The following is a 13,449-nucleotide window of genomic DNA, read 5'->3' as shown; positions in this document are numbered from 1 at the left end:
ATTTGAAAAAGATGATGAATATTGTCAAATTATGAGTTAGAATAAAGGTAAGTGTACGTGCTGTAGAAGGAGGCAAGAGGCATGGAGCTCGACAACTGCCCGCGATGCGGCAAATTGTTTGCCAAGAACTTTCGTGAAGTATGTCCCGCCTGCATTAAAGTCATCGATCAGGAATACCAGACATGCGCCGATTATTTACGCAAAAACAGAGGAACAACGATCAACGAATTGTCGGATGAGACGGGGATTACGATTAAACAAATTACCAAATTCATTCGTGAGGGCCGGATCTCTCTCATCGATGCTCCTAATTTATCTTATCCATGCGAGGCTTGCGGAACGCTCATTCGGGATGGCAACATGTGTCTGGACTGCAAGACCCGGCTTCTGGCGGATGTCAAAAAATCAAATGCGCAGCAAACAGCCAAAGAAGAGCCGGAGAAACCGCCTTCCTCCGCAGCGGCAGCCTACCGGATTATGGACCGTCTTCGCGATCGAAAATAACGATATCCGTTCTTCTATAAATTTTTATACAAAAGTGCCGATAATACTCTTATACAGAGTTATCGGCTTTTTTACGTAGTAAAATATACATCTTCTCTGTACTTTGATTTAATATATAGGGGACGGCACCCGCCTGCCGATCCTGATGGTTGCCTTACATTTGGAGGGATTACAATGAAAATCAATGAAACACAGAGAATCGGAGCAATGAACCCTTATCAGAAGCAGAACGAGCAGCGGACTGAGAATGCAGGACGCAAGCGGCAGATCGATGAGGTACAAATTTCAGCAGAGGCGCAAGAGATGCTATCATACAGCCGCACAAGCAAAGCCGACCAAAGCAAGCGTATCGACGAACTGAAGCAATCCGTAAGTACTGGGAGCTATCATGTTGACGCCGGTAAAATTGCCGAGAAGCTGCTTCCGTATCTGACAGATAAGAAGAAAGACAACTAAACAACCATTATGAAAATAGGTGAGCCCTGTGTCAGTTGAAATCATCGTCGAAACGCTGGAGAAGCAGGCGGAGCTGTATGCGCTGCTTTTGGAAACGGCCAAGCTGAAAACTCCCGTGCTTGTGAAGAACGAAGTGGAGCAGTTGAATGCAATCATCCAAAAGGAGCGCAAGCTGCTGGTGCAGGCCGAGAAGCTGGAGCTGCAGCGGATGCAGTATTCGCACAGCTATTTTCAAAGCATTGGCGTGATCCGATACAAGGGCGGCAAGATAATTGATATCATTCGAACCATCACATCTCCGCAGGAAAAAAAAGAACTAACCGAGCTCCATGGAAAGCTGACGGGATTGCTGGATGAGCTTCAGAAGGTCAATAAACTCAACCAGGAGCTTACGATGCAATCGCTCAAATTTATTGATTATTCAATTGATCTTGTCATCGAGGATCCCAATGATTCGGTTACCTACCAGCATCCGATGAATACCGGTTACGGGAATCAACGAAACGGTTTTTTCGATACAAGAGGGTAGATAGAGGAGGCAACCTGCAATGGCGTCAACTTTTCATGGCATTGAAACGGCCAAAAGAAGCGTATTGACTCAACAAGCGGCAATCAATACGGTAGGCCATAATATTTCGAATGCAAATACGGACGGATACTCCCGCCAAAGAGTGACTATGGTTGCGAGCCGGCCTATGGAAGCATTCGGCATGAACCGCTCTACGGCTCCGGGACAGCTCGGGACAGGTGTGGAGTTCACGGCAATCAACCGGATCCGTACGGCTTATCTGGACGATCAATTCCGCAATCAGAGCAAATATCTGGGAAGCTGGTCGGTCCAATCCGATACGCTGAGCAAGCTGGAGGCTGTCGTCAACGAGCCATCAGATACGGGGATTCGCACGGTTATGGATAAATTCTATCAATCGTGGTCCGATTTGAGCAAAGACCCGGAGAATGTTACGGGACGTAAAATCGTTCGTGAAACCGCTTTGGCTTTAACGGATTCCTTCAACCAGACCAGCAAGCAGCTGTCCGATTTGAGCGCCGATCTAACGAGCAGCATCGATGTGAAAGTAACACAAGCCAATACGCTGCTCAGTACGATCTCTTCGCTCAATTCCGAAATCAAACGTATCGAATCCCTTGGCGACAATGCCAATGATCTGCAGGACCAGCGGGATTTGTTAACAGATCAGCTGTCGCAGATCGTGAATATTCAAGTGACCAATACACCCGATGGCTACACGATCGCTATGGGAGCTACCAATCTATTGACCGGTGATACAGCGGTTCCGTTAACCGCCGCTTCTGTGGCAACCGCTTATCAATCGGGAGACTTGAATAACGGCGAAGTATTCGGGATGATCGTTTCCCGCGATGTCTACGTGGCCGACTATCAGCGCCAGTTGGACGTGCTGGCCAATACACTCGCCAATGGCGATATTAATGTCACTGTGCCTGCCGGTTCCATTCTTCCGGGAACGACAACTCCGCTTGCAGCAGATACGGTGATGACGGTCAAAGGAATCAACGGCTTGCATAAATTGGGTTATACGCTCGAGGAGCCGGCAACGGCAGGGCAGGATTTCTTTACTTTCAAGGCGGGGACGACCGCTATAACGGCATCCTCCATTCAGCTTAATACGACTATCAGCAATGACGCCAATAAAATAGCAACTTCCATGCGGACGATTACGACAGGCGGCGTTGCATCGGTTGTGAAGGGTAATAACAGCATGGCTCTTTTGATGTCCGAGCTGAGCGACGTTAAATTCAAATTTGACCAGTCCGCAACGGGCAACGGGATTTCCGAAGCGACAATCAGCAACTTTTACAATTCGATGGTGGGTTCGCTTGGCGTGCAGTCGCAGGAATCCCAGCGTCAATACCAGAATGCGCAGGCACAGACCGATCAGGTTGAAGGCAGCAGACAGTCGGTCAGCGGTGTCTCACTTGATGAGGAGATGTCCGACCTGATCAAATATCAGCATGCCTACAGCGCCTCTGCGCGATTTATGACAACTTATGATGAAATGCTCGAAAAATTAATCAACGGAACCGGAACGGTCGGCCGTTAAGAATAGGAGGGGATCATAATGTCACTGCGAGTCACTCAAAGCATGATGCACTTACAGCTTTCCCGCAACTTGAACCGTAACCTCTCCCAGATGGAAGGTTTGCAGGATCAGCTGACAACAGGCCGTAAGATCAATAAAGCATCGGATGATCCAGTCGGTATCACCTATGCGCTGCGTTACCGCGGGGAGCTCGCATCTAATGAGCAATACCAGAAGAACGCGGACTCCGCCCATTCTTGGCTGGATTTTAACGATACCGTGCTGAATCAGGCGGGAGATGTTCTGAAAAGGGTAAAAGAGCTTACTGTACAAGGCTCTACCGGTACGAACCCCCAAGTCGCACTTGATAACATTCGGGATGAAATCGGCCAATTAAAGGGGCAGCTAATTGATATTGCAAATAGTAAAATGAATGGCAAATATGTTTTTAATGGTCAAACCTATGATAAAAAGCCATATGATGAAGCCGCTACAGGGTTTGATGCTTCAGCAGTTGTAACCGATGCAGGAGAAGTCTCTTATGCTGTTGGAGTCGGCGTAGTTCTGCCTGTCAATGTTACTGGGAATGAAGTTTTTGGTAATCCGGGTGAATCGGACAATGTGTTCACTGTACTTGATAATATTATGGCTTCTTTGGCTGCTGGCAATCATGCCGATGTATCGTCGCAGTTAAGCAGCTTGGAAACAAGAACGAACAAAGTTCTAAATGCCGCCTCTGATATCGGTGCAAGAGTCAATCGTGTAGAACTGATGCAGAATCGCCTTGATGATTTGGAACTTAATTTAACATCCATGCAATCCAATGTTGAAGATGCCGATTACGAGCAATTGCTCATTGATTCCAAGGTCAATGAAAATATTTATCAAGCGTCCCTCTCAGTAGGATCCAAAGTGATTTCGCCTTCACTCGTTGATTTTCTCCGATAGGGTGTGAGTAGCAATGAAGCTTCCCGTGATTCAAGCAGAGTCACAAAAAGGGCGCATTGGGATTGAGACCCAGCCAGGTTTCTATGATATCAAAACCCGTAGAGCAGATGTCCATATAGAGTCCTCTCCTGCACAAATAAATATTCAATCCCAGGCTCCTGAATTAGATATTAACCAGGACCGGATGTGGGAAGCCTTCAACGGTGGAAAACCAACTGCTTTCATCAATCGCATCTATTCCCAAATGCCCCAAATCGCACTGCAAGGTATAGCGCTTGTTGTGGAGAAAGGAAATAGAATGGGTGATTTGCGTATACGTCAGGATCCAATTCCGGATATCGCATTGGAAAGTATGCTGGAAGGAGCACCGGACGTTGAAGTTTTCGGTCCCGCCACTGCCAAAAATGTGGACATTCATTTCACTGTTCATCATCCCGATATTCAAATAAATCCGGGGAAGGTAGATATCCAGGTACAAGTGAATAAGCCCGAAATTCAATATCAGCGTGGTAATATCAACGTATATATGGAGCAATATGCATCGATACGCTTTCAGGTAGCTAATATGAATATGCTCGTTTAAGTTTGCAGTTGATGAACATTAAGCTATAGGGGACCCTAGTCGGTTTCATTCTATAGCTTTTTTCATTCGAATTAGCTAAGATGGCAACATGAATGGAGTGTGGAAAAGATGGAGCTTCGTACAAGTCGTTTCGGAGAACTGAACATTTCAGAGGAAGATATTTATAGGTTTCCTAAAGGATTGCCGGGATTTGAAGAGAACACAACATTTGTTATTATATCACCTGAAGAAGATGAACCTTTCTCTTTTTTGCAATCGGTTACGAATGAGAAGCTGGTTTTTGTGCTGGCTGATCCATTTTTGTTTTATGTGGATTACGACTTTGAAATTCCGGATTCTGCACTTGCGGAGTTAGGAATCACATCAGAGGTAGAGGTGCTTATTCGCTCGATCATCAGTGTTCAAGAGCAACTGGATGAGGCGACAATTAATTTGGTCGCCCCTCTCATTTTTAATATTAACAAGAATTTGGGCAAACAGATTGTTTTGGGGAAAACTAATTATATGACGAAGCACACACTATTTTCTACAGCGGGAAATAAATAGAAGGGAGCGTCGCAATGCTTGTACTCTCACGAAAAAAAGGAGAATCCCTTATCATCCAGGACAATATTGAAATTACAATATTGGAAGTGACAGGAGATACGGTGAAAATTGGTATCAACGCGCCCAAAGAAATCGAAGTTTTGCGAAAAGAAATCTATTCTATGGTAAAGGAAACAAATCAGGAAGCCGCGGCGCTGTTAAGCGATCTTCAAGCCATTAAGGATAGAATGAAAAAAATAAAAGAAAGTGATGAGAAGCTATAAATGTTTGCCATGTTTCGCCGATATATATAGTAGCACCGGTTAAGGGCGGCCGACCTCGACCCGGTATACCACACGGATGTGGGCACTATACGACCATTCAGGGAGGAAATTACAAATGCGTATTAATCACAATATCACAGCGCTTAACACACACCGCAACATGGGTTTGAACAACGTTGCAACCAGCAAGAACATGGAGAAACTTTCTTCTGGTCTTCGCATCAACCGTGCAGCTGACGATGCCGCTGGTCTTGCCGTTTCTGAAAAAATGCGCGGTCAAATCCGTGGTCTTGAGCAAGCTCAACGCAACGTTCAAGACGGAATTTCCTTCGTTCAAACAGCTGAGGGCGCAATGAATGAAGTTAGCTCCATGCTTACTCGTATGAAAGAGTTGAACGTTCAAAAACTGAACGGTACATACTCTTCCGGTGACAAAACTAATATCGATCAAGAATTAGATGAACTCGGTGAACAAATCGACAAAATCTTTGACGACACCAAATTCAACGGAATCAACATTACTTCCAGCGCTACGATCCAAATCGATGATGCTTCCGGTACGATCACGATCGATGCGATTTCAACCACTGGAATTAAAGGCTTGTCAAGCAGCTCTGATCTGTCTGCAATCGAGGATGCAATTAAAAACACTTCCACAGAGCGCGCTGCATTGGGTGCTAAACAAAACCGTTTGGAATATACTTCAAACAACTTGGGAACGACTGTTGAGAACCTGTCAGCTTCCGAATCACGAATCCGTGATACTGATATGGCGAAGGAAATGGTCGAGTTGACCAAGAACAACATTTTGCTGCAAGCTTCGCAATCGATGTTGGCTCAAGCAAACTCACAGCCGCAAGGCGTATTATCCTTGCTTCGTTAATTCTTATTTCAAGTGGAGAGACCTTGATATTTTCAAGGTCTCTTTTCTTTCCCTACATATAGCATTTTCTTGAATGGAGGGAATTAAAGCTAATAATCAAGCGGCTTTCTACCGATATTGATAATAGAAAGATTATTGAATCGGGGTGGGCATATGTCAATCAATGTATCTTCAGTAAACAACACGACGAGCTATACAACAGATAAAACTGTGAATAGTGTTCCGGCTGCGACTGCGGACGAAACAATTACGAGAATTCACTCTGTAGATGCTTTGCAGAAGGCCGAGCGAAGTGGGGAAAAAATATCGGTAGGAGACGAGCAAGTCGTGAAGAATATTGAGCGTGCTCTGAAGGCTATTCAGGGTCCGGATACGATGCTTGAGATGTCTGTCCATAAAGAAACCAATACAATTATTGTAAAGGTAAAAAACAAGGATACCGGAGAATTGATCCGGGAAATTCCTCCTGAGAAGACATTGGATTTGGTTGCGAAGTTTATGGAAATTAACGGCATACTTATAGATGAGAAGATATAGGAGGTTTGGCATATGAGAATTACGGGGCTTGCATCCGGTATGGATGTAGACGGCATGGTAAGTGAGTTAATGAAGGCTCGCCGCACTTCGCTGGATACCTTGGTTCAGAAGCGTACTACGGTGGAGTGGCAGCAGGAGGCTTACAGGAGCATAAGCACGAAGATCGTCGATTTTCGAAACAACAAGCTATCGAGCTATAATTTATCCAATTCCATTGGGGCCAAGAAAGCGGAGGTGAGCGGCAACACGAGTTCGATAGCCATTAATTCTGCTGCATCATCTGCTGCTGGTACTTTGGATGTCAAAGTCAATAAAATTGCAACAACGGCAAATACGGTTTTCACTTACAATGCCGGCGGCAGCACTAAAGATAAAACCTTGGAACAATTAGGCTTTGACGTCTCGGATGGCAACAGGCAGTTAACATTTGTTGTGCCAAATGAACAAGGCGGTACGACATCAGTATCCGTAGCTTATTCTGCCACAGACAAGCTTAGTGATTTGGTCAAAAAAATTAATGCAAACAAGAATACAAATGCAACAGCTATCTATAATGAAACGACTGGGCAGTTCTCCATTTCGAATACGAAAACAGGTGATGGAGAAGTGCCGGTGAGTGGGATTCCTACTTCCTTCACAGCGGCAGAAACGGCCGGAAATGACGCTGAAGTAGAGATTAATGGAATCGTATACACCCAGAAGAGCAATCAGTTTAATGTAAACGGAATTGACTTTACTGCTAAAGCTGTGTCGGGTACAAACGGGAATTCCAAGGTAACCGTAGCAACGGATACCGATAAAATCGTCAACACTATTAAATCTTTTATCAGTGATTACAATAGCTTGATTGAAACCATCAACTCGAAGCTGTCAGAGGAGAAGTACAGAGGATATACACCGTTAACAGATGCCCAAAAAGAGGATATGAAAGAGAGTCAGATTACTTTATGGGAAGATAAGGCGCATAGTGGTCTGCTGAAGAATGATTCTATACTATCAAAGCTGACTTCCGATTTGAGAGTAGCTTCTACAGCAGCGGTAGGTGGTCTGGATATTCAGTCTTTGGGTATCGAGACGGGAGAATGGTTCGATAAAGGCAAATTGGTGCTCAAGGATGAGAGCAAGCTTCGGGCTGCCATTGAAGGTGATCCGGATAAGGTTATTGCTCTATTTACACAGACAAGTACCGATAAATCACCTAGTAGTAGTACAACGGGTATCTTTGCAAAGATGACCGACTCTACTCTGGAAGCTTTGAAGATGCTTTCTACCAAGGCAGGAACATCTACAAGCAGCACAGACATCAATTCTACCTTTATGGCTAACTCTCTTCTAAGCACTCAGATTGCTTCTATGAAAGATAGCGAATCAAGCATGGCTGCAAGATTGTCGATTATTGAAGATCAATATTATAAACAATTTTCTGCTATGGAAACTGCAATTAATAAGCTAAACTCACAGTCATCCAGTTTATCGAGCTTCATGTAGAGGAGTGAATAAAATTGATGAATTCGCCATACCGTGCATACCAGCAATCATCTGTGCAAACCTCGCCTGCACAGCTTGTCATTATGCTGTATGATGGTGCTATACGTTTTACGAAGGCTGCTATTGATGGCATTCACAACAACCAATTTGATGTGGCGAATACGAACCTGAAAAAAGCTCAGTCGATTATCCATGAATTGACGGCTTCTCTTAATTTTGATTTTCCCATATCGAAGGAACTTGTTCGTATTTATGAATATATGCTTCATCAATTAATTCAAGCTAATATAAAGAAAAATGCAAGTTGCGCTGAGGAAGTATTACAGCACCTTCAAGAGCTTCGTGAAGTATGGAAGCAAACATTAAAAACAGCACCTGCAGGTCAGTTCTAATGAACACGCATTTAAAGAAACTATATAATTTTACAATGGTATTGACCAATAATGTATCTGTTATTGACCAAGCTGCTATTGAGGAATTGATTTTGCTTCGGGATGAAGTTATTGAGGAGTTAAAGGCCCAGGAGAAACTGACGCAAGAGGAGAAGGCTAGAATCCAGGATATAAACAAATTCGATGAGATCCTTATTAGTCGAATGGTTGTGCTTCGTGACGAAGCTTCTCAAGCACTGGATAAAATAAACCGGTACAAGCTCCAACGGAATATTTATGAACAAAAGTATTCTGGGGATAGTTATTTTATCGATAAAAAGAAATAAATTTATGATTACATATTCCTATCAATTATATTCAAGCCGCCAGGGTGAATTTGCCTAGCGGTTTTTCTTATACTTTTGCTTCATTTAGCCGATATAAAAGATATACCATCTAGGAGGAACAGGCATGGGAGTTCAAAGATTCGAAGTTGAAGAGGTCATAGAAGAAGTGAAGGATTTCTTGCCCAGAATCATTGAGGCTTGCGAATCCATTTCGGAGATATTCTTTGATAAAATGACTGAAGAATCATGGCAGATATTCGGACAACTTGTTCAAGGGATGGACGATTTGTATAAAACTATGAATTCTATATATAGAGGTATTACTAATTTAGAACAATATAGTGCTTTGTCTTTATTTATAGATAAAACAATTGAAAATTTTAATTTAGCCTTCAAAGAAATGAATCAATATATAGACGAAGAAGAATACATACAAGCGGCTGATTTTATTAAATATGAGCTTACGGCTGTTTTCAAACAATTTTCCATTGATCTGGGACCAAGCCGCTCCGATAGAAACCATCAATATCAGAGAAATTTTGATTATCTGAAGAAAAGCTACCCAGCTGTTTTCTTACAAATCTCATCTCTTGAGAGAAATTTCAAGACACATCAAATCACTTTTAATAGGGACGAGTCGCCTAACTTATATATCTCTATAAACAAGGATAAAAAAATATATATGTACAGTAAGTATAATCCATGGTACGAGGCTGGTCACTGGGCCAGGCAGATTGCCCATACTGTAGGCGAAAAGCGGAATGTAATTATTTATGGTTTTGGCTTGGGGTACCATTTGGAGCAGTTTGCAAAATTTTATCCACAGCAGCTGGTATATGTGTATGAGCCAGATGAACAAGTATTGCTGGCTGCAATGGAAATAATAGATTTGCAGCGTTTATTTTCTCAATTGAATGTAAAAGAATTTGTTGTAGGCCGGAATAAAAAAGATAGAGACTATATGTTTTACCGGTATTTAAAGCAAGTAAAAGGGGAAACTGCGACAATTTCCCTCCCGGTTTATGACAAGTTAAATATTGAGCAGAAAAGAGAATTTTATGTAGATGCCAAGACGGCCATATTGAATTACTTTTCTTCTAGGCAGATGTATGAAAAATTCGGATTACAGTGGACAAAGAATATTCTCTATAATATGCACCAGAATTTACATACTCAATCTATTGCAGGTCTAAAGGATAAATTGGAAGGTTTGACGGCTGTAATTGTAGGAGCAGGCCCCTCTCTAGAAGCGGATATCGAATATTTAAGAAATTTAAAGAAACACGCTATTATTATTGCAGCGGGCTCAAGTATTCAATCTTTACAGCATTATGGGATCGATCCTGATCTGATTGTATCAATGGATGGGGCAAACTCAAACTATAAAGTATTTGAAAGAATAGACACAAAAAATATTCCGCTTCTGTATGTGCCACAAATCGAATACAGGATTATAGAGGATAAACCACAATTATTCCATGCTTTTTTCTCTAATGATCCCATTACTCATTATCTGATGGGACTTTCCAAGAATGATCCCATTTTTGAATCAGGACACTCTGTAACTGGCACTGCTATACAAGCAGCTGTATTTATGGGCTGTAAAAGGGTCATTTTAACCGGACAAGATTTATCTTATCCTGGTGAGAGTATTTATGCACCTGGCGCTAAGCATCTCAATCAGAATTATAATGATAGGATTATCAGGGAAGCTTCAATAAGAGTTGAAAATGTTCATGGTTCGACCAATCGAACCAACCAAATAATGCAGATTACATTAGCGGATATAGAAGAGTTGATTGCCAAAAATCCCTCTGTCAGCTTTATTAATACTTCTCAGCTTGGGGCAAAAATAAAAAATACATCATGGTCCAGAATGGAGGATGTTTTAAAAAGTTTGCAAGATAATCAAGTCAGTTCAAATTATTTATTAGGCATGATAAATCAGCACCTAAATCATTATGACGATAAGCGCAAGACCGAAATAATGAATAGAACAATAGAACTAAATAAGCAAGTAAGTGAGTTGGAAATAAAACTTAAACGAATGAGTAAGAAATTGAGCAAGTTACCGGAGTTGAGCCGCACGAATCAACAGAAATGTTTAAATACAATGGTTGAAATTGAAACAGAGTGGGAATCTATTGTTGTAAGTGCATCTTTTAACACGATTTACCTGACTGCGATGAAAAATGATATTTATGAGTTTGATCGTGAGCGCCCGGCACTAATGGATGAGAAAAATCTGATTAAGAAGGCAGCGCTTTTTAATGAAATTGTTGGCAAGATTGTCGCAAAAATGCAGGAGCTTACTCCGGATATCTTGAAGTTAGTTGAGGAAGGACTTAGCAGAATAAAAGATAGAAGCAAAAAGGAATCCATACATGCAACTTGAGAAAGTCATTTTTTATGTTCGACTTTAAACTATTAAAAAAAGGGGAAATTAACGTGCTTAATATTATATTTGGAGCAAGCGGTTCGGGGCAACTCTTATTGAAAGAAATGAAAGAGAAGCAAATACATTGTTTTTTAGATAACGATAAAAATAAATGGGGATCAGAAGTGTTGGGAATCCCGGTTTACTCTCCCGATTATTTGATGGAATTGCCAAAGAATACTTTTAAAATAATTGTCGGTTCCGTTTATTATGATGAAATAAAAGTGCAACTTAATAAGTATGGTTTATATGAAGATGTTCATTATTGGGATGGAACGGATCTTATTTCTCGTGGCAAAATGAATGAGTTTTCTCTAGATAAAGATGCCTATAATATCCATCGTGAACTTCAAAGACGGGCCTTATCGGAAACTGTTGATTTTATTGAAAAGAACATGTATGGGGTGAAAACATATAGGGACCGGTGGAATCTACTGGATAGTGCAATAGAACTCGCAAAACCAGAAGGGCTTTATTTAGAATTTGGGGTTTTTAAAGGAAATTCATTAAACTATATTGCATCTAAAGTAGAAAACCTTGTATATGGTTTTGATTCATTTGAGGGTTTGCCGGAAGACTGGACTATAAACTATCCAAAGGGGACATTTCAAACAACAAATATACCTAAAGTAAAGGAAAATGTAAGGTTGAAAGTTGGCTGGTTTGATGACACATTGCCACAGTTCATTCTGGAAAATAATTCAGATGTCTCTTTTCTACATATTGATTGTGATTTATACTCTTCAACAAAAATCATTTTTTCACTGTTGGCAGGTAGAATCAAGTCAGGAACGATTATTCTTTTTGATGAGTATTTTAATTATCCTGGTTGGAAAAATGGTGAATATAAAGCTTTCATGGAATTGGTCGAAGAAAATGGTTTAATCTTTGAATATGTTGGATATACCGGAGGTTATCCATCGAGAAATAATGAAGTTCTGATTAGAATTATTTAATAGCAATTCTTAAAGCTATTAAGTAGTAAAGGAGTTCGAAGTTTTAATGGGGATGTATGAGGGCAAGAAAATACTTATTACTGGAGGAACAGGAACGATAGGCCATCAATTAGTTCGTGTACTTCTCAAAGATTCTCCAGCGGTAATTCGTATTTTTAGTAGAGATGAACATAAACAATTTGAGATGCAACAATTATTAAGCCAATATAATAATACACTCAGGTATTTAATAGGCGACATCAGAGATATAGACAGGTTAACAAGAGCTATGGAGGATATTGATTATGTGTTTCATTTGGCGGCAATGAAACATGTTTCAGCATGTGAATATAACCCGTTCGAGGCTGTACAGACTAATGTTATTGGAACACAAAATGTAATTAAGGCATCAATTCAATGTGGTGTTTCTAAAGTTTTGTTCACTAGTAGCGATAAAGCAATATCACCAACTAACACTTATGGGGCGACTAAATTGACTGCTGAACGAATGATTTCAGCTGCGGAGTATCAAAAGGGTCCTAAACCAATCATTTTTTCTTCTGTTCGTTTTGGAAATGTAATGGGATCACGAGGGTCGGTAATTCCTTTGTTTATTAGTCAGATTAAGGCAGGAAGGGCAGTTACCTTAACAGACCCAGACATGCTCAGATATATGATGACACCGAAACAGGCAGTAAACCTTATATTAAAAGCAAATAAGAATTCCATAGGCGGGGAAGTTTTTGTACTTAAAATGCCAGTTGTTAGGTTGGGTCACCTAGTCGAAATTGTAATTGAGGAAAATGCAATGGCAAGCATTGAAAACAATATTGTTGTGGAAAAAACAGGGCTCCGCCCTGGTGAAAAGATGTATGAGGAATTGTTATCAGAAAGTGAGCTCCCTAGAGCTCTTGAAACAGAAGATATGTTTATACTGCCTCCGTTATATCACAATTCAAGAAACAATTATGATATAAAATACGGTAATGTGGAGAAACAGCCGAGGCCTAGTTTGAAAGATGCTATATCCAAAGAGGTTTTACGTGACTGGCTGATATCGGAGAAAATTATCTAGTAATGCTATTAGTTAA

At 41.3% G+C, this 13,449-nt stretch carries 16 protein-coding genes; all 16 read left to right on the top strand.

Going from position 1 to position 13,449, the window contains the following annotated elements; genetic code table 11:
- The first annotated feature begins 81 nt into the window (after nucleotides 1-81).
- The 16 genes from AC0YOB_RS18250 (at nucleotide 82) to AC0YOB_RS18175 (ending at nucleotide 13,433) form a co-directional block, all read left to right on the top strand.
- On the top strand, nucleotides 82-504 hold the full coding sequence (locus AC0YOB_RS18250) for a TIGR03826 family flagellar region protein (protein WP_475793995.1): 423 nt from the start codon (nucleotides 82-84) through the stop codon (nucleotides 502-504).
- 174 nt (nucleotides 505-678) lie between these two features.
- On the top strand, nucleotides 679-960 hold the full coding sequence (flgM, locus tag AC0YOB_RS18245; protein ID WP_210039012.1) for a flagellar biosynthesis anti-sigma factor FlgM: 282 nt from the start codon (nucleotides 679-681) through the stop codon (nucleotides 958-960).
- Between the two features lie 28 nt (nucleotides 961-988).
- Nucleotides 989-1,489: a flagellar protein FlgN gene (locus tag AC0YOB_RS18240; protein WP_210039011.1), complete on the top strand. Its 501-nt coding sequence runs from the start codon at nucleotides 989-991 to the stop codon at nucleotides 1,487-1,489.
- A 19-nt stretch (nucleotides 1,490-1,508) separates the two neighbouring features.
- A complete protein-coding gene (gene flgK, locus AC0YOB_RS18235; protein WP_210039010.1) occupies nucleotides 1,509-3,041 on the top strand; it encodes a flagellar hook-associated protein FlgK in 1,533 nt (510 codons plus the stop codon).
- A gap of 18 nt (nucleotides 3,042-3,059) precedes the next feature.
- The gene (gene flgL, locus AC0YOB_RS18230) at nucleotides 3,060-3,968 is read left to right on the top strand and encodes a flagellar hook-associated protein FlgL (RefSeq protein ID WP_475793994.1); all 909 of its coding nucleotides are present in this window, start codon (nucleotides 3,060-3,062) and stop codon (nucleotides 3,966-3,968) included.
- 13 nt (nucleotides 3,969-3,981) lie between these two features.
- Nucleotides 3,982-4,551 (top strand): DUF6470 family protein, encoded by a 570-nt coding sequence (locus tag AC0YOB_RS18225; RefSeq protein WP_475793993.1) that lies wholly within the window; start codon nucleotides 3,982-3,984, stop codon nucleotides 4,549-4,551.
- Between the two features lie 108 nt (nucleotides 4,552-4,659).
- The gene (gene fliW, locus AC0YOB_RS18220) at nucleotides 4,660-5,097 is read left to right on the top strand and encodes a flagellar assembly protein FliW (RefSeq protein WP_475793992.1); all 438 of its coding nucleotides are present in this window, start codon (nucleotides 4,660-4,662) and stop codon (nucleotides 5,095-5,097) included.
- Between the two features lie 14 nt (nucleotides 5,098-5,111).
- Nucleotides 5,112-5,360, top strand: coding sequence for a carbon storage regulator CsrA (csrA, locus tag AC0YOB_RS18215; protein WP_475788760.1), 249 nt, complete (start codon nucleotides 5,112-5,114; stop codon nucleotides 5,358-5,360).
- A 115-nt stretch (nucleotides 5,361-5,475) separates the two neighbouring features.
- Nucleotides 5,476-6,243: a flagellin N-terminal helical domain-containing protein gene (locus AC0YOB_RS18210; protein WP_475793991.1), complete on the top strand. Its 768-nt coding sequence runs from the start codon at nucleotides 5,476-5,478 to the stop codon at nucleotides 6,241-6,243.
- A 153-nt stretch (nucleotides 6,244-6,396) separates the two neighbouring features.
- Entirely contained in the window at nucleotides 6,397-6,780 is a 384-nt protein-coding gene (locus tag AC0YOB_RS18205; RefSeq protein ID WP_475788758.1) for a flagellar protein FlaG, read from the top strand.
- A 12-nt stretch (nucleotides 6,781-6,792) separates the two neighbouring features.
- Nucleotides 6,793-8,268: a flagellar filament capping protein FliD gene (gene fliD, locus AC0YOB_RS18200; protein ID WP_475793990.1), complete on the top strand. Its 1,476-nt coding sequence runs from the start codon at nucleotides 6,793-6,795 to the stop codon at nucleotides 8,266-8,268.
- Between the two features lie 14 nt (nucleotides 8,269-8,282).
- Nucleotides 8,283-8,660: a flagellar export chaperone FliS gene (fliS, locus tag AC0YOB_RS18195; protein WP_475793989.1), complete on the top strand. Its 378-nt coding sequence runs from the start codon at nucleotides 8,283-8,285 to the stop codon at nucleotides 8,658-8,660.
- Complete coding sequence (locus tag AC0YOB_RS18190) at nucleotides 8,660-8,986, top strand: hypothetical protein (RefSeq protein ID WP_475793988.1); 327 nt, start codon at nucleotides 8,660-8,662, stop codon at nucleotides 8,984-8,986. Before fliS ends, AC0YOB_RS18190 begins: the two co-directional genes overlap by 1 nt.
- A 124-nt stretch (nucleotides 8,987-9,110) precedes the next feature.
- Complete coding sequence (locus tag AC0YOB_RS18185) at nucleotides 9,111-11,381, top strand: motility associated factor glycosyltransferase family protein (RefSeq protein WP_475793987.1); 2,271 nt, start codon at nucleotides 9,111-9,113, stop codon at nucleotides 11,379-11,381.
- A 53-nt stretch (nucleotides 11,382-11,434) separates the two neighbouring features.
- Nucleotides 11,435-12,379, top strand: a complete 945-nt coding sequence (locus tag AC0YOB_RS18180) for a class I SAM-dependent methyltransferase (RefSeq protein WP_475793986.1) — start codon at nucleotides 11,435-11,437, stop codon at nucleotides 12,377-12,379.
- 46 nt (nucleotides 12,380-12,425) lie between these two features.
- Nucleotides 12,426-13,433 (top strand): SDR family NAD(P)-dependent oxidoreductase, encoded by a 1,008-nt coding sequence (locus tag AC0YOB_RS18175; protein WP_475793985.1) that lies wholly within the window; start codon nucleotides 12,426-12,428, stop codon nucleotides 13,431-13,433.
- The last annotated feature ends 16 nt before the right edge of the window (nucleotides 13,434-13,449 follow it).

This window comes from Paenibacillus sp. JT31N17, from assembly GCF_056269255.1.
The sequence above is the reverse complement of the archived record's forward strand: the minus strand, read 5'-3'. Positions and strand labels throughout refer to the sequence as shown.

Excerpts from the sequence above, each read along its gene's own strand:
- AC0YOB_RS18205 (WP_475788758.1), top strand. The coding sequence starts at position 6,397 with ATGTCAATCAATGTATCTTCAGTAAACAACACGACGAGCTATACAACA.
- AC0YOB_RS18190 (WP_475793988.1), top strand. The coding sequence starts at position 8,660 with ATGAACACGCATTTAAAGAAACTATATAATTTTACAATGGTATTGACC.
- AC0YOB_RS18210 (WP_475793991.1), top strand. The coding sequence starts at position 5,476 with ATGCGTATTAATCACAATATCACAGCGCTTAACACACACCGCAACATG.
- flgK (WP_210039010.1), top strand. The coding sequence starts at position 1,509 with ATGGCGTCAACTTTTCATGGCATTGAAACGGCCAAAAGAAGCGTATTG.
- AC0YOB_RS18225 (WP_475793993.1), top strand. The coding sequence starts at position 3,982 with ATGAAGCTTCCCGTGATTCAAGCAGAGTCACAAAAAGGGCGCATTGGG.
- AC0YOB_RS18185 (WP_475793987.1), top strand. The coding sequence starts at position 9,111 with ATGGGAGTTCAAAGATTCGAAGTTGAAGAGGTCATAGAAGAAGTGAAG.
- AC0YOB_RS18250 (WP_475793995.1), top strand. The coding sequence starts at position 82 with ATGGAGCTCGACAACTGCCCGCGATGCGGCAAATTGTTTGCCAAGAAC.
- flgM (WP_210039012.1), top strand. The coding sequence starts at position 679 with ATGAAAATCAATGAAACACAGAGAATCGGAGCAATGAACCCTTATCAG.
- flgL (WP_475793994.1), top strand. The coding sequence starts at position 3,060 with ATGTCACTGCGAGTCACTCAAAGCATGATGCACTTACAGCTTTCCCGC.
- fliD (WP_475793990.1), top strand. The coding sequence starts at position 6,793 with ATGAGAATTACGGGGCTTGCATCCGGTATGGATGTAGACGGCATGGTA.
- csrA (WP_475788760.1), top strand. The coding sequence starts at position 5,112 with ATGCTTGTACTCTCACGAAAAAAAGGAGAATCCCTTATCATCCAGGAC.
- AC0YOB_RS18175 (WP_475793985.1), top strand. The coding sequence starts at position 12,426 with ATGGGGATGTATGAGGGCAAGAAAATACTTATTACTGGAGGAACAGGA.
- fliW (WP_475793992.1), top strand. The coding sequence starts at position 4,660 with ATGGAGCTTCGTACAAGTCGTTTCGGAGAACTGAACATTTCAGAGGAA.